This is a genomic window from Acidiphilium sp. C61 (genome assembly GCF_905116885.1).
Taxonomy (GTDB): domain Bacteria; phylum Pseudomonadota; class Alphaproteobacteria; order Acetobacterales; family Acetobacteraceae; genus Acidiphilium.
On the sequence record NZ_CAJHNI010000005.1, the window covers coordinates 2,585,617 to 2,600,734 of the forward strand.

Annotated in this window: 12 protein-coding genes and 1 tRNA gene; 6 read left to right on the forward strand and 7 right to left on the reverse strand. The window is 69.9% G+C overall.

The genetic code is table 11. From position 1 onward, the window contains the following. The first annotated feature begins 61 nt into the window (after positions 1-61). The 3 genes from thrC to HUW10_RS14975 are packed head-to-tail and all read left to right on the forward strand — an operon-like array spanning position 62 to position 4,052. Entirely contained in the window at positions 62-1,465 is a 1,404-nt protein-coding gene (gene thrC / locus HUW10_RS14965) for a threonine synthase (RefSeq protein WP_174504217.1), read from the forward strand. Next, positions 1,462-2,727 carry a pitrilysin family protein gene (locus HUW10_RS14970; RefSeq protein ID WP_174504218.1) on the forward strand — a complete coding sequence of 422 codons (1,266 nt, stop codon included), beginning with the start codon at positions 1,462-1,464 and terminating at the stop codon, positions 2,725-2,727. Before thrC ends, HUW10_RS14970 begins: the two co-directional genes overlap by 4 nt. Beyond that, positions 2,724-4,052, forward strand: a complete 1,329-nt coding sequence (locus tag HUW10_RS14975) for a TldD/PmbA family protein (RefSeq protein WP_174504219.1) — start codon at positions 2,724-2,726, stop codon at positions 4,050-4,052. The genes HUW10_RS14970 and HUW10_RS14975 overlap by 4 nt, the downstream gene beginning before the upstream one ends. 132 nt (positions 4,053-4,184) lie before the next feature. Here HUW10_RS14975 and HUW10_RS14980 read toward each other — a convergent pair whose 3' ends face one another. The 5 genes from HUW10_RS14980 to HUW10_RS15000 all read right to left on the reverse strand — a co-directional run bounded on the left by HUW10_RS14980 (position 4,185) and on the right by HUW10_RS15000 (position 10,670). Next, on the reverse strand, positions 4,185-5,015 hold the full coding sequence (locus tag HUW10_RS14980; protein ID WP_174504220.1) for an SPFH domain-containing protein: 831 nt from the start codon (positions 5,013-5,015) through the stop codon (positions 4,185-4,187). A 72-nt stretch (positions 5,016-5,087) separates the two neighbouring features. Beyond that, a complete protein-coding gene (locus HUW10_RS14985; RefSeq protein ID WP_174504221.1) occupies positions 5,088-7,763 on the reverse strand; it encodes a valine--tRNA ligase in 2,676 nt (891 codons plus the stop codon). 51 nt (positions 7,764-7,814) lie between these two features. Further along, positions 7,815-8,384 (reverse strand): DUF2497 domain-containing protein, encoded by a 570-nt coding sequence (locus HUW10_RS14990; protein WP_174504222.1) that lies wholly within the window; start codon positions 8,382-8,384, stop codon positions 7,815-7,817. Continuing rightward, positions 8,381-9,991 carry a TolC family outer membrane protein gene (locus HUW10_RS14995; RefSeq protein ID WP_174504223.1) on the reverse strand — a complete coding sequence of 537 codons (1,611 nt, stop codon included), beginning with the start codon at positions 9,989-9,991 and terminating at the stop codon, positions 8,381-8,383. Before HUW10_RS14995 ends, HUW10_RS14990 begins: the two co-directional genes overlap by 4 nt. Before the next feature lie 16 nt (positions 9,992-10,007). Beyond that, positions 10,008-10,670, reverse strand: coding sequence for a protein-L-isoaspartate O-methyltransferase (locus HUW10_RS15000; RefSeq protein WP_174504224.1), 663 nt, complete (start codon positions 10,668-10,670; stop codon positions 10,008-10,010). A 123-nt stretch (positions 10,671-10,793) separates the two neighbouring features. Between HUW10_RS15000 and HUW10_RS15005 the strand changes: the two genes are divergently transcribed. Continuing rightward, positions 10,794-10,867: transfer RNA gene (locus HUW10_RS15005), tRNA-Cys, on the forward strand. Between the two features lie 177 nt (positions 10,868-11,044). After that, the gene (locus tag HUW10_RS15010; protein ID WP_174504225.1) at positions 11,045-12,940 is read left to right on the forward strand and encodes an AMP-binding protein; all 1,896 of its coding nucleotides are present in this window, start codon (positions 11,045-11,047) and stop codon (positions 12,938-12,940) included. A 53-nt stretch (positions 12,941-12,993) separates the two neighbouring features. Here HUW10_RS15010 and gloB read toward each other — a convergent pair whose 3' ends face one another. Then, positions 12,994-13,725, reverse strand: a complete 732-nt coding sequence (gloB, locus tag HUW10_RS15015; protein WP_174504226.1) for a hydroxyacylglutathione hydrolase — start codon at positions 13,723-13,725, stop codon at positions 12,994-12,996. A 32-nt stretch (positions 13,726-13,757) separates the two neighbouring features. Here gloB and HUW10_RS15020 point away from each other — a divergent pair, with 32 nt between their 5' ends. Next, positions 13,758-14,462: a methyltransferase domain-containing protein gene (locus HUW10_RS15020; RefSeq protein ID WP_174504227.1), complete on the forward strand. Its 705-nt coding sequence runs from the start codon at positions 13,758-13,760 to the stop codon at positions 14,460-14,462. Positions 14,463-14,469: 7 nt separating this feature from the next. On the opposite strand, the gene HUW10_RS15025 is transcribed toward HUW10_RS15020, so the two are convergent. After that, a complete protein-coding gene (locus tag HUW10_RS15025; RefSeq protein ID WP_174504228.1) occupies positions 14,470-15,012 on the reverse strand; it encodes a Spy/CpxP family protein refolding chaperone in 543 nt (180 codons plus the stop codon). Between the last annotated feature and the right edge of the window lie 106 nt (positions 15,013-15,118).

A 15,118-nucleotide genomic window follows, 5' to 3' on the forward strand; every position in this document is an offset into this window, starting at 1 on the left:
GGGCGGCGCCGCCCCCGCGCGCGGCGCCGCACGCTGACGCTTTTCCAGGAACGACCTGCCGATGCGCTACGTCTCCACCCGCGGTGCGGCCCCGTCCCGCGATTTCGACGGCGTCCTGCTCGCCGGGCTCGCCGAGGATGGCGGGCTGTTCGTCCCCGAGAGCTGGCCGACCTTCTCGCCAGCCGAATGGCGCGCCCTGCGCGGCCTGCCCTATGCCGAGCTGGCCGCCCGCGTCATGGCCCCGTTCATGACCGGCGGCGCCATCGGCTTCGACGATCTGCAAGCCATCACCCGCGCGTCCTATCGCGGCTTCGATCACGCCGCCGTGGTCCCGCTGGTCCAGCTCGAACCCTCGCTCTTCGTGCTCGAACTGTTCCACGGCCCGACCCTCGCCTTCAAGGATCTCGCCCTCCAGGTCGCCGGCCGCCTGTTCGACCATGTCCTCGCCGCCCGCGACGAGCGGGTGACGATCGTCGGCGCCACCTCCGGCGATACCGGCTCCGCCGCGATCGAGGCCTGCCGCGACCGCTTGCGGGTCGATATCGCGATCCTCCACCCCGAAGGCCGCACCTCCGAGGTCCAGCGCCGGCAGATGACCACGGTCAACGCCCGCAACGTCCTCAACATCGCCCTCTCCGGCACGTTCGATGACTGCCAGGACCTGGTGAAGGCGATGTTCGCCGATGCGCCCTTCCGCACCGAACTGCGCCTGTCGGCGGTCAACTCGATCAACTGGGCCCGCATCGCCGGCCAGATCCCCTATTTCGTCGCCGCCGCCCTCGCCCTCGGCGCGCCGGACCGCCCGGTCGCCGTCGCCGTGCCGACCGGCAATTTCGGCAACATCCTCGCCGCCTGGGCAGCACGCCAGATGGGCCTGCCGATCGAGCGCTTCATCGTCGGCAGCAATGCGAACGACATTCTCGCCCGCTTCCTCGCCGCCAACGACATGCGCACCGTCGGCGTGGTCGAGACCGTCTCCCCCTCGATGGACATCCAGGTCAGCTCGAATTTCGAGCGCCTCCTGTTCGAGGCGCTGGGCAGGGATGCGCCGGCCACCGCCCGCACCATGACCGATTTCCGCGCCACCGGCTCGATGCAGGTTCCAAGCGAGGTCTGGCAGTCGGTCCGGCGGGACTTCGCCGGCCTCGCCCTCGACGATGCGGCGACTCTTGCCGAAATCGCCCGGATCCGCGCCGAAACCGGCTACATGGCCGACCCGCATACCGCGATCGGCATCGCCGCCGCCCGCGCCGCCGCCCCGGTCGGCGTGCCGGTCATCGCGGCGGCAACCGCGCACCCCGCGAAGTTCCCCGATGCGATGCACCGCGCGATCGGCATCCGCCCGGGGCTGCCAGAGCGGCTGGCCGACCTATATCATCGGGATGAACATTTCGTACGCGCGGCCAACAGCCTCGGCGAGGTCGAGGCCCTGGTCCGCCATTTCGCGCACAGGAACGATGCATGAGTGACACAGTGCAGGTGACGAAACTCGATTCCGGCCTGACCATCCTGACCGAACGGATGGACCGGGTGGAGACCGTCTCCTTCGGCGCCTATGCCGGCGTCGGCACCCGCCACGAGACGGCGGCGGAAAACGGCGTCTCGCATTTCCTCGAACACATGGCCTTCAAGGGCACCGAGCGGCGCAGTGCCGCCGCCATCGCCGAGGCGATCGAGGATGTCGGCGGCCACATCAACGCCTACACCTCGCGCGAGCAGACCGCCTATTACGTGAAGCTGCTGAAGGAGGATCTCTCCCTCGGCATCGACATCATCGGCGACATTCTCTGCCATTCCACCTTCGATCCGGCGGAATTCGAGCGCGAGCGCGGCGTCATCCTGCAAGAGATCGGCCAGGCGAACGACACGCCGGACGATATCGTGTTCGACCATTTCCAGCTCGCCGCCTATCCCGACCAGCCGATGGGCTGGCCCACCCTCGGCACCGAGGACATCATCCGCGCCATCGGGCCGGATGCGCTGCGCCGCTACATGAAGGCGCATTACACGCCCGAGAACCTCGTCGTCGCCGCCTCCGGCAATCTCGAACACGCCCGCGTGGTCGATCTCGTGGCGAAGCATTTCGCCGACCTGCCGGCCGCGACCCGCGCCGAGCCGCTGCCGGCCGAGTACGCCGGCGGCGAATACCGCGAGCTGCGCGATCTCGACCAGGCGCATCTCGTCCTCGGCTTCCCCGCCGTTGGCTACGCCGATCCCGATTTCCACGCCGCGATGCTGCTCTCCACCCTGCTCGGCGGCGGCATGTCCTCGCGCCTGTTCCAGGAAATCCGCGAGAAGCGCGGCCTTGTCTACTCGATCTACAGCTTCGCCCTGCCGGCGCGCGATGCCGGGCTGTTCGGCATCTATGCCGGCACCGGCGAAGCCGAGGCGGCGGAACTCGTCCCCGTCACCCTCGGCGAGCTGGCCAAGGTCCGCCAGAGCGTCTCCGAGGCCGAACTCCGCCGCGCCCGCGCCCAGGTCAAGGCCGGGCTGCTGATGTCGCTGGAAAGCACGGGCAGCCGCTGCGAGCAGATCGCCCGCCAGTGGCAGATCTTCGGCCGCATCGTCCCGACCGCCGAAACCGTCGCGAAAATCGACGCCGTGACGGTGGACGACATCACCAGCGTCGCCGCCCGCATCTTCCGCGCCAAGCCCACGCTTGCCGCGATCGGCCCGGTCGGCCGCGTGCCGCAAATGCCGAAAATCATCGAGAGGCTGGCGGCGTGAACCGGCTCGCCCTGCTCGACGCCCTGCTCGACGCCGCGAAGCGCGCCGGAGCGGATTCCGCCGATGCGCTGATGGGCTCCGGCACCTCGCTCTCCGTCGGCCGCCGCCTCGGCAAGGTCGAGGAGATCGAGCGCTCCGAGAGCGACACGGTCGGCCTGCGCGTGTTTGTGGGAAGCCGCAGCGCCATCGTCTCCTCCGGCGCGATCGACCCCGCAGGCTTCGCCCGCCTCGCCGAACAGGCGGTGGCGATGGCCCGCGTCGTCCCCGAGGATCGGTTCTCCACCATCCCCGACGCGCCGCCCCCGCCCGATTCCGCCCCGCTCGACATGGACGATCCGGCCGAACCCGGCGTCGAGGCGCTGCTCGCCCGCGCCGCCGCGGCCGAAGAGGCCGCCCTCGCGGTCAAGGGCATCACCAATTCCGAGGGTGCGGGCGCCTCCTGGTCGCGCAGCCACGTCGCGCTGGCCACCTCGCGCGGCTTCGCCGGCGCCTATTCCCGCTCCAGTCACGGCATCTCCGTCTCGCCCATCGCCGGCGAAGGGGTGGGGATGCAGCGCGACTATGAATATTCCGCCGCCGTCCACGGCGCCGACCTCGCCGACCCCGCCTTCCTCGGCCGCGCCGCCGCCGAGCGCGCGGTCAGCCGGCTCGACCCGCGCCGCCCGGCCACCGCGAAACTCCCGGTGGTCTATCACCCCCGCGTCGCCGGCTCGCTGCTCGGCCATTTCGCCGGCGCCATCAACGGTGCGGCCATCGCCCGCGGCACCAGCTTCCTCAAGGATGCGATGGGCCAGGCGATCTTCGCCCCCGGCATCTCCATCATCGACGATCCGCTGCGCCGCCGCGGCCTGCGCTCGCGCAGTTTCGACGGCGAGGGCCAGACCGTCTCCCGCCGCGCGCTGATCGAGGATGGCCGGCTCACCACCTGGCTGCTCGATACCCGCAGCGCCGCCCAGCTCGGCCTCGCCACCACCGGCCACGCCGCCCGCGGCACGTCCGGCCCGCCATCCCCGGCGCCGAGCAACCTCTACATGCAGCCCGGCGCGCTTTCGCCCGAGGCGCTGATCGCCGATATCGGCCTCGGCCTCTACGTCATCGAGCTGATCGGCATGGGCGTGAACGGCATCACCGGCGATTATTCGCGCGGCGCCGCCGGCTTCATGATCCGCGACGGCCAGCTCGCCGAGCCGGTCGCCGAACTCACCGTCGCCGGCAATCTGCGCGAGATGTTCCTCCATCTCACCCCGGCGAACGACCTCGAATTCCGCCGCGGCACCGACACGCCGACGCTGCGCATCGAGAGCATGACGATCGCCGGAGCCTGAACCGGCCGGCTAGAGCATCATCCGATCAGATGGAATCATCTGATCGGATGATGCTCGACTTATCAATATGATAGAGCACTACATCCGATCCAATCGGATCGGAAAGTGCTCTAGGCGGCAGGCGCCTGAGGCTCAGCCCTCCGGCGTCAGCCCCTTCAGCGCGGCGGTCATCGCCCCGGCCAGCTCCGTCGGCAGCAGGATCGTCGCCCCCCGGTCCTTGTTCATCTCGTAAACCAGGTTCATCTGCCGGATCTTGAGCGCCATCGGGTTGGCGGCATAAACCTCCCCGGCATGGACGATCTGCTCGGCAATCGCCACTTCCGAACTCGCCAGCGTCACCCGCGCCTGCTTCTCCTTCTCCGCCTGCGCGTTGCGGCTCATCGCGTCGTTCAGCTCGGCCGGGATCCGCACGTCGCGAATCTCGACCGCGATCCCGCCAATCCCCCAATCCTGCGATTTGGCGGCGATCGCGGCGCGGATCTTCGCATCCATCGTCTCGCGATTGCCGAGAATCTCGCCCAGCACCATCCCGCTGATGATCTCCCGCAGCGAGGTCTGCGCCACCTGGCCGATCATCGCGCGATAATCGGTCAGCTCGGTCGCCACCCGCCGCACATCCTCCACCTTCCAGAACAGCACCGAATCCACCGCGACCGAAACGCCATCCAGCGTCAGCGTGTTCTCCGCGCTGATGATCGTGCTCTGCTTGCGGGTATCGACCAGCACATAGACCGTCTCGATGACCGGGATGATAAAAAACACGCCCGGCCCGCGAATGCCGGCGAAGCGGCCGAGCCGCAGCACCACCGCGCGCTCCCATTCGTTCGCTGTCCTGAGCGTCAGCCCGCAGACGATGCCGAGCAGCGCCACGATGGCGCCGGGAATGGCCAGTTGCAGCGGCACGGCGATGAGCACGCCGAGCACGACGAGAATGACGGCGATGGTCGCGGCGGAACGGTTCATCCGGCATCTCCCTGCGCCGCCCCGCCACCGCCCCGCGCGGCGGCCGTCACGCGGCCGAAACTGCTCCGCCGATCATGCGATGCGGGCGAGGGCGGCGTCCAGCCTTGCCATCTCCGCCTCGGCCGCTTCCAGCCGCTCGCGGTTCTCGGCGATCACCTCTTCCGGCGCGCGGCGGACGAAATCCTCGTTGCCGAGCTTGCCGCGCAGCTTGCCGGCCTCGGCCTCGGCCTTGGCCCGCGTCGTCGCCAGCCGCTTGCGCTCGGCGGCGAGGTCGATGATGCCGGCGAGCGGCAGCACCAGCGTCGCCTCGTCGAGGATGGCCTGCGCCGCGCCCTGCGGCATCTCGCCCTCCAGCGGGGCGAGGGTCGCCACCCGGGCGAGCCGGCCGATCTCCTCGCGCCAGCGCGCCGCCCGCGCCAGCGTCTCCGGCGCCGCGTCGCGGATCAGCAGGTCGATCCGCGTTGCCGCCGGCACGTTCATCTCGCTGCGCACGGCGCGGATTTCCGAAATCGCGCGGATCGCCCACGACACCTCGTCCCGCGCCGCGGCCGCCTCTGCCACCGGGGCCGGCACCGGCCAGGCGGTGCGGATCAACGAACCCGGCGCGCCATAGCCGAACTCGTCCCATAGCGCCTCGGTGACGAACGGGATCACCGGATGCAGCAGCCGCAGCAGCAGGCCCAGCACATGCGCGGCCACCGCCCGCAACTCGCGCGCGGCCTCGTCATCGCCGGCCAGAGCCGGCTTCGCCAGTTCGAGGAACCAGTCGCAGAAATCGCCCCAGGTGAAGCGGTAGCAGGCCTGCGCATAATCGGCGAGGCGGAACCCCTCCAGCGCCTCGGTCGCCTCCACGATGGCGCGGTTCGCCGCATCCAGGATCCAGCGCGAGAGCGGCAGCGTCGCTGCCTCCGGGCGGAACGCCGCCTCCGGCCGGCAGGCGTTCATCTCGCAGAACCGCGCCGCGTTCCACAGCTTGGTGACGAAGCTGCGATTGGCCTCGACCATGTTCGGCCCGAGCTTGATGTTCCGCCCGGCCCCGCTCTGCGCGATCACCGTATAGCGCAGCGCATCCGCCCCGAACTGGTCGATCAGCGCCAGCGGGTCGATCACGTTGCCCTTGGTCTTGCTCATCTTCTGGCCGCGCTCGTCGCGCACCAGCCCGTTGATCATGACGGTGCGGAACGGCACGTCGCCCATCGCGTACATCCCCATCATGATCATCCGGGCGACCCAGAAGAAGATGATGTCGAACCCCGTGACCAGCACGTCGCCCGGATAGTAGCGGGCAAGCTCCGGCGTCTGCTCCGGCCAGCCGAGGGTGGAGAACGGCCAGAGGGCGGAGGAGAACCAGGTGTCGAGCACGTCCTCGTCCTGCCGCAGCGCGACGCTCGCGCCGAAACGCACCTCGGCCTGTGCCTGCGCCTGCGCCTCGGTCTCGGCGACGAACACGCTCCCATCCGGCGCATACCAGGCCGGAATCCGGTGCCCCCACCAGAGCTGGCGCGAGATGCACCAGGGCTCGATGTTGCGCATCCAGGCGAAATACGTGTTCTCCCACGATTTCGGCACGAACTGCACCCGCCCGTCCTCCACCGCCGCGATCGCCGGCCCCGCCAGCGCCTCGGCGTTGCAGAACCATTGCTCGGTCAGCAGCGGCTCGATCACCGCGTTCGAGCGGTCGGCATGCGGCACCGCGTGCACATGCGGCTCGATCTTTTCCAGCGCGCCGATCTCGTCGAGATGTGCTACGATCCGCCGCCGCGCCTCGAACCGGTCCAGCCCGTCGAGACCATCGAGAAACGCCGCATCCGCCGGCGCGCATTCGGCGCGGATCTCGGCGAGGGTGATCCGCGCCTCGCGGTCCAGCACCGAGGGCATCGCCAGCTCATGCCGCTGGCCGACGCCGAAATCGTTGAAATCATGCGCCGGCGTGATCTTGACCGCGCCCGATCCCTTCTCCGGATCGGAATGCTCGTCGGCGACGATCGGCACCCGCCGCCCGGTGATCGGCAGGATCACGGTGCGGCCGACCAGGTCGGCATAGCGCTCGTCGGTCGGGTGCACCGCCACCGCGGTATCGCCGAGCATCGTTTCCGGCCGCGTCGTCGCCACCGTGATGGTCCGCTCCGTCCCCTCGATCGGGTAGCGCAGGTGCCAGAGATTCCCCTTCACCTCCCGCATCTCGACCTCGAGGTCAGAAATCGCCGAGCGGAACACCGGGTCCCAGTTCACCAGCCGCTTGGCGCGGTAGATCAGCCCGTCATTGAACAGCCGGACGAAAATGGTCCGCACTGCTTCCGACAGGCCCTCGTCCATGGTGAAGCGCTCGCGCGACCAGTCCGGCGAGGCGCCAAGCCGGCGCAGCTGGCGGGTGATGGTGCCGCCCTGCTCGGACTTCCAGCTCCACACCCGGTCGAGGAACGCCGCGCGGCCGATCGCCTGGCGCGATGTGCCCTCGCGCTGGAGTTCGCGCTCCACCATCAGCTGGGTGGCGATGCCGGCATGGTCGGTGCCCGGCTGCCACAGCGCATCCCGCCCGCTCATCCGGTGATGCCGGATCAGCACGTCCTGCAGCGTCATCGTCAGCGCATGGCCGACATGCAGGCTCCCCGTCACGTTGGGCGGCGGGATCATGATGGTGAAGGGTGCGGCCGCGCGCGTGGGATCGGCGGCGAAGGCACCGGCGTTTTCCCAGATTTCGTAAAGCCGCGTCTCGAACGCGGTGGGGTCGAAAGTCTTGTCCAGCATGACGCCCTTATGCGCGAAACCGGGCAGGGACGAAAGCCCGCCCGGCGCCGCTTACGGGCCGTCCTCGCCGATCAGCCGTTCGATTTCCGACCGCACGATCCGCTCGACCACGTTGGGCAGATGCTCGTCGAGCCAGGCCTTGAGCATCGGCCGCAATTCCGCCCGCACCAGGTCCTCGACGGTGATGTCGCCGCGCCCGAGCGACAGCCCGCGCTCCGGTGCGACCGTGCGGCGCAGCGTGCCGATATGCTCGGCGGCGCGCTGTGCCGCGGCAGGGCTGACCAGCCGCTCGGGATCGCGCAGCGCGACCGCTTCGGTATCGATCGTCTGCTCCGTCGCCATGCCCGGCGGTGTGGCGCGCGACAGCGTCGCCCCCGCCGCCATGGCGCCGCCTTGTTGAAGCTCGCCCTCGGGCTTCGGCGCGATGCGCCCTTCCGCGACCATCATCGTCGGGTCGAGGTCGAGCACCGGCTTCGCCGCGGCGGGTGCGGCGCCGCCGGCCTGCGCCGTCTCCGCCGCCGGCATGGCGACGGGGTCATCGTCCTTGAGAATGCGGCGGATGGAGGAAAGGATTTCGTCCATCGAGGGTTCGGCCGCGGGATCCGGTGGCGTTCCGCTCATGGGTTGGTGCCCCCTGGCTTGATGTGCAGTTCGCTGGGCCCGCTCGGCGTCGTTTTGGGCCGGGCGAGGAGGGTGCCGTCCGGCGTGATGCCGGCATTGCGGAAGGCTTCGTTGCCGTTGCCGAACAGCGCGCCCTTCACGGTGTCATAATATTTGAGATCGTCATATTGCGTGACCGGCAGAGCGAGGTCGCTCGCGGTCAGCCGGCCGACCGCCGCGGCGATGGCGTAGGATTCGTTCACCTCGGTGGCGATGTTCTGGATCTGCGTGGTCTGCGCGTTGAACAGCAGCTGCTGCGCGTTCAGCACGTCGAGCGTGTCGCGCGTGCCGACGATCTCCTGCCGCTCGGTGCCGTCGAGCGCGATGGCGTCGGCCCTGATCTGCGCCCGGCTGCTGACGATCGCCGCCCGCGCCGCCTGCAACCCCTCGAAGGCCTGGGTCGCCTGCTGCACGGCGGCGCGCTGCGCGTCGATCACCCCGGCATAGGCGTATTGAACATTGTCCCGCGCCTGGCGGATCGCGGCATATTCCTTGCCGCCCTGGTAGAGCGGGATGGTGAGATTGGCGAGGATCTGCCCGCCGGTGGCGCGCGAATGCGGCCCGCCGGGGTTGGACTGGTCGAAGGCCGAGGCCGAGAGCGAGAGCTGCGGCCCGAGCCCGGCCACCGCCGCATCCACCCCGTCCTTTTTCGACGCCATGGTGAACAGCGCCGCGACCACCGCCGGGTTGTTGGCCAGCGCCGCGCGCGCCAGCGCCGCCTTGCCCTGGTGCCCGAGGGCGAGCGGCTGCGGCGGCACCAGCGTCTTCGCCGGATAGGCGCCGACCAGCTGGCGGAAATTCTCCTCGGCGATGTGCAGGTTGCCCTTCGCCACCGCGATCTGCTCCTGCGCCCCCGCCAGCGAGGCCTCGGCCTGCGCCACCGAGGTCTCGGTGATCTCGCCAACCTTGAACTGGTCCTTCACCGCGCGGAGCTGCTGCGCCAGCACACCCTCGTTGCTGCGGTCGAGGTCGAGCAGGTGCCGGTCGGTAATCACGGTGACATAGGCGGTCACCACCTTGCCGAACACGTCCTGCTCGGTCGCGAGCAGCTGCGCCCGCGCGGCATAGACGTCGTTCTTCGCCTGGTGAACCTTGGCGATCGTCAGCCCGCCATCGAAGATCGACTGGTTGACGGTGATCTGCCCGCTGGCCTCGTTGCGCGCCGCAGTCAGACTGTTGCGCGTCAGCGTCGTCGCGCCGGTAAGGGAGTTGATGCTATTGAACGCCGATTCCGAGGTCTCGTCCACCCGCCCGGCCGAGCCCTGGATGGTGATCGTCGGCCGCCAGCCGGCCAGCGCCGCCGGCACGTTCTCGTCGGTCGCGCGCAGCGTCGCGCGCTGCTCCTGCAAGGTCGGGTTGTTGGAATAGGCTTCCGCCAGTGCGGCGGTCAGCGTCGACGGGCGATCGCCGCCCGCCGCCCGCGCCACCGGCGCGTCGAGCAACGCCACCACCGGCGCGCCGAGCAACGCCACCGCCGGCAGTGCTGCCGAAAGCGCCGCCGCAATCCGCCGGACTCCCGGCCTCGCCCGTTCTGCTCGCAAAAGTGCTGTCTCCTTAAATGCGGACATCAAATCCATCATGATATCAAAAACTGAATGCTGTCTTACGTTCAAACGCGGCAAGCGCTGGCATGTTGCAATCCGCCATGGCGCGATGGGCAAACCGCCCGCCGACCGCCTCGGCCACCACGATCCGGCCGATCCCGCCTTCGCGCAGCACGCACACCAGCCGACCGCCCGGTGCGAGCTGTGCGGCGAATCCCTCCGGCAGCGCGTCCACCATGCCCTCGATCACGATCACGTCGAACGGCGCCGCCGCCGGCGCTCCCGCCGCGAGCGCGCCGCCGACCAGCCGCACCTCCGGCGCCTCGGCGGCCAGCGCCGCCGCCGCCGCCGCGCGCAGGCCGGCATCTTCCTCCAGCGCCGTCACCACCGCGCCGCATGACGCCAGCAAGGCGGCGCAATATCCGGTGTTCGCCCCCACCACCAGCACCCGCGCGCCCGGTGCCGCCGCGGCGAAATAGGCCAGCCGCGCCACGCTCAGCGGCGCCGGCATGAACCGCCCGCCGCCGAGCGGCAGGTCGGCATCGGCATAGGCGCGATTCGCCTGCGCCGCCGGGCAGAATCGTTCGCGCCGGATCGTGCGCATGGCGATGATGATCCGGTCGTCCGCGATGTTGTTGGGCCGGATCTGGCCGTCCACCATCATCGTGCGGGCGGCGCGGAAATATCCTTCTTTGTCCGACATCGGAGATCCTCTACGCTGGAGCCGCCCCTCTATAGGACGCGCCGGCCGATCCGGCAAAGTCATCGATCCCCCGGGGCTTGACCGCGGCCAGTCCCCGCCCGATAAGCCGGGGTAAGCCGCGCCGGTCCGGTGGCAGAGTGGCTATGCAGAGGACTGCAAATCCTTGAATGTGGGTTCGATTCCCGCCCGGACCTCCAGCAGCGTTTTACTCTGCGCTGCCTGAAAATTCGCGCGTTGTCCCAAGCTACCAGAAAGACCAGCGCGCTATCTCTTGCGATCCCGCGCCAATACGCCGCCGCCCTGATTGCCCGCGGCGCCGCTTGCTCCTAGTCTGCCCGTAACAGCCGGCCAACGGAAACAAGGGGAGCGAAAAAATGTCCAGCGAATACCAGGCGCGCTATGATCAATGGCACAACGCCCCGGAGGAATATTGGGCCGAGGCCGCCCGCCGGATCGACTGGATCACCCCCTATGAAAAAGTGTTCGACCCCACCCAGGGTCCGTTCGGGCGCTGGTTTCCCGGCGCCACGCTGAACACCGCCGCCAACTGCCTCGACCGTCACATCGCCGCCGGCGCCGGCGAGCGCATCGCCCTGATCTGGGACAGCGCGATGGAAGGCCGCATCGCCCGCTACACCTATCGCGCCCTGCGCGACCGGGTGGCGAAACTCGCCGGCGCGCTCGCCGCCCGCGGTGTCGCGAAGGGCGACCGCGTGGTGATCTACATGCCGATGGTCCCCGAAGCGGCGATCGCGATGCTCGCCTGTGCCCGGCTCGGCGCCATCCATTCCGTCGTCTTCGGCGGGTTCGCCGCCCCCGAGCTGGCCAGCCGCATCGATTCCGCCGAGCCGAAACTGGTCATCGCCGCCTCCTGCGGCCTCGAACCCGGCCGCATCGTGCCCTACAAGCCGATCCTCGACGCTGCTCTCGATCGCGCCGCCCACAAGCCGCGCGCCTGCCTGATCTTCCAGCGCGAGGCCCTGCGCGCCGATCTCGTCCCCGGCCGCGACGAGGATTATCTCGACGCCGAGGCCGCCGCCGCCCCGCACGATCCCGTCCCCGTCGCCGCGACCGACCCGCTCTACGTGCTCTACACCTCCGGCACCACCGGCCGGCCCAAGGGCATCGTCCGCGACAATGGCGGCCACGCCGTCGCCCTCGCCGCCACCATCCCGATGATGTACGACGTCCATCCCGGCCCCGGCAGCGCGAGCGAGGTGATGTGGACCGCCTCCGATGTCGGCTGGGTCGTCGGCCACACCTATATCGTGTATGCCCCGCTGCTCGCCGGCGTCACCACCGTGATGTACGAGGGCAAGCCCGTCGGCACGCCGGATGCCGGCGCCTTCTGGCGCGTCTGCGCCGAGCACGGGGTGAAAACCCTGTTCACCGCCCCCACCGCCCTGCGCGCGATCAAGCAGCAGGATCCCGAGGGCGCGCTCACCCGCCAGCATGATCTCTCGAAACTCGAAGCCCTGTTCCTCGCCGGCGAACGCTGCGACCCGCCGACCGCCGAATGGATCGCCGCCCTGCTCGGCAAGCCGGTGATCGACAATTGGTGGCAGACCGAAACCGGCTGGCCGATCTCCGCCCGCTTCCGCGGCCTCGGCCTCACCGCGTTCAAGCCCGGCTCCGGCGGCCGCCCCTGTCCGGGCTACGATGTCCAGGCCCTCAACCCCGAGGGCGGGCTGATGCCCCAGGGCGAGGTCGGCGCCCTCGCCATCCGCCTGCCGCTGCCCCCCGGCTGCGCCCCCACCCTCTGGCAGGACGACGAGGGCTACCGCCGCGCCTATCTCGAAACCTTCCCCGGCTGGTATCGCACCGGCGATGCCGGCATGGTCGATGCGGATGGCGATATCTGGGTGATGGGCCGCACCGACGACATCATCAACGTCGCCGGCCACCGCCTGTCGACCGGCGCGATGGAAGAGGTCCTCGCCGCCCACCAGGACGTCGCCGAATGCGCGGTGATCGGCCGGCAGGACGCGGTGAAGGGCGAGGTGCCGCTCGGCCTCGTCGTGCTGAAATCCGGCGTCGCCCGGCCGGATGCCGAGATCGCCGCCGAACTCGTCGCCCTGGTGCGCGAGCGCATCGGCCCGGTCGCCGCGTTCAAGGACGCGCTGGTGGTCCAGCGCCTGCCCAAGACCCGCTCCGGCAAGATCCTCCGCGCGACGATGAAGCAGATGGCGAACGGCGCCAAACCCGTCATCCCGCCCACGATCGAGGACGCCGCCGTGCTCGATCAGATCGCCCCGCTGCTCTCGCCCTGATCTTTGCCCCGGCCCGCCGCCGGGATCAGACTCTGCCCCGGCCCGCCGCCGGTTCAGAACCTGTCCTTGGCGGCGCGCAGCCGGGCGAATTCCTCGGCCGAGGCGGCGCGGAGGAAGGGATTGGCCGCCAGCTCGTCGGCGAGCCGCACCGGCAGCGTCGGCGCGCCCGCCGCGCGCAGAAGCTCCACCTCCGCCGCCCGCGCCGCCACGGCCGCGTTGTCAGGATCGACATGGCGGGCAAACCGCGCGTTCGACAGCGTATATTCATGCCCGCACAGCATCAGCATCTCGGGGTCGAGTGCCGCCAGCGCCTGCAAGCTGGCATGGAACTGCGCCGGCGTGCCCTCGAACATCCGCCCGCAGCCGAGGCTGAACAGCGTATCGCCGCAGGCGCAAGCCGCATCGCCGAACACATAGGCGACATGCCCGACCGTATGCCCCGGTGTCGCGATCATCCTGACCGCAGCCCCGCCGAGATCGATCGTCTCCCCCGGCGCCAGCGCCGCATCCAGCTTCGGCAGCCGCGCCGCATCCGCCGCATTGCCGGCGATACGCGCGCCGAACCGCGCCGCGAGTTCCACCGCCCCGGCGATATGATCGTCGTGATGATGCGTCAGCAGTACCCAGTCCAGCCGCCCGCCCGCCGCCTCGACGGAAGCGATCGCCGCCGCCGCATCCGCCGGATCGACGAAGGCGCTCGCCCCGCCATGCGCCACCGCCCAGGCATAATTGTCGGCCAGCATCGGCACCCGCGTGATCGTGAAGCCGCGATGGGAAATCGTCATGATCCGTCCTTCTCTCATGCTATACGGGAGGAATGCGTCTCGATGCGCCCTCGATCGCCGATTTCTACGCCACGCCGCGCGGCGCCGCCACCGCCCGGCTGATCCGCGCCCGGCTGCGCGCATTCTGGCCGGAGGCGCGCGGCCTCGAGGTTCTCGGCCTCGGCTATCCCGGCCCCTATCTGCGGCTCTGGCGCGACCGGGCGACGCGCTGCATCGCCGCGGTGCCGGCGCAGATCGGCGCCGCCCCCTGGCCCGTCTCCCGCCCCGGCCTCAGCGTGCTGGTCGAGGACGATGCCCTGCCGCTCGCCGATGTCAGCATCGACCGGCTGCTGCTGATCCATGGTCTCGAACACGCCGAAACCGCCCGCCGCCTGCTGCGCGAGGCGTGGCGGGTGCTGCGCCCGGCGGGGCGGATGATCGTGGTGGTGCCCAACCGCGCCTCGTCCTGGGCCTATCTCGACCGCACGCCCTTCGGCCACGGCCAGCCCTATTCGCCCGCGCAACTCGGTCGGATGCTCGCCGAGTCGCTGTTCCGGGTCGAGCAGCGCGACGCCGCCCTGTTCCTCCCCCCGCTCGGCGGCCGCGCCGTCCTCCGCGCCGCCCCGCTGGTCGAGCGTGTCGGGCGGCGCATCGCCGCCCAGGCCGGCGGCGTCGTCATCACCGAGGCGACGAAGGACGTCGCCGGCGTCATCCCGCTGCGCGCCGGCCGCCGCCGCCTCGTCCTCGCCGAGCGCTGAGGGGGCGTCAGCCCTTGGCGTGCAGCTTCCGGTGATGCGCCATGTGGTGCTCGGCATAGGCCCGGAACATGGAATCGACCGTCTTCTGCTGGCTCGCGTCGAGCTTGCCGTAGAGCGTCTGGAACGCGGCGGTCAGCTTGTTCATGTTGTCCGCCTGCTTCGCCTGGATCGCGGCGAAGGATTCCATGTTCTGCACCGCGTTCATCGTCGCGAGATGCGCGGCCCGGCTCTGGTAGAGCGTCGCGATCGCGGTCGCGTTGTCGCGCGAGACCTGGGCGAAACCGTGCCAGGCATGCTGCTCGGAAGCGGTGATCCGCAGCTTCGCCTTCAGCGCCGCGAGCCGGTGATCGACATGGACGAGCATGCGCGAATGCGGGGCAGGGGCCGTTGTGGTCGTGGTCGTGGTCTTGCTCGTGGTCTTGCTTTCGGGGGTCGCCGCCCTCGCATGCGGCAGGGCGATTGCGGCGATCGAGGCGCCGGCCATGGTCGCGGCCAGCAAGGCGGCGGGGGCGTGGGTGCGAAGGCTGCGGACGGCGCGGATCGGCTTCATGTCGGAACTCCGGTTGGTTGAACCATCCCGCTCTAGCCTGCGTTTCATGACGCGATGCTGGCGCCGCCGTGTCGGAATCATGGCCTACGGCGATTTCATCCGCGGT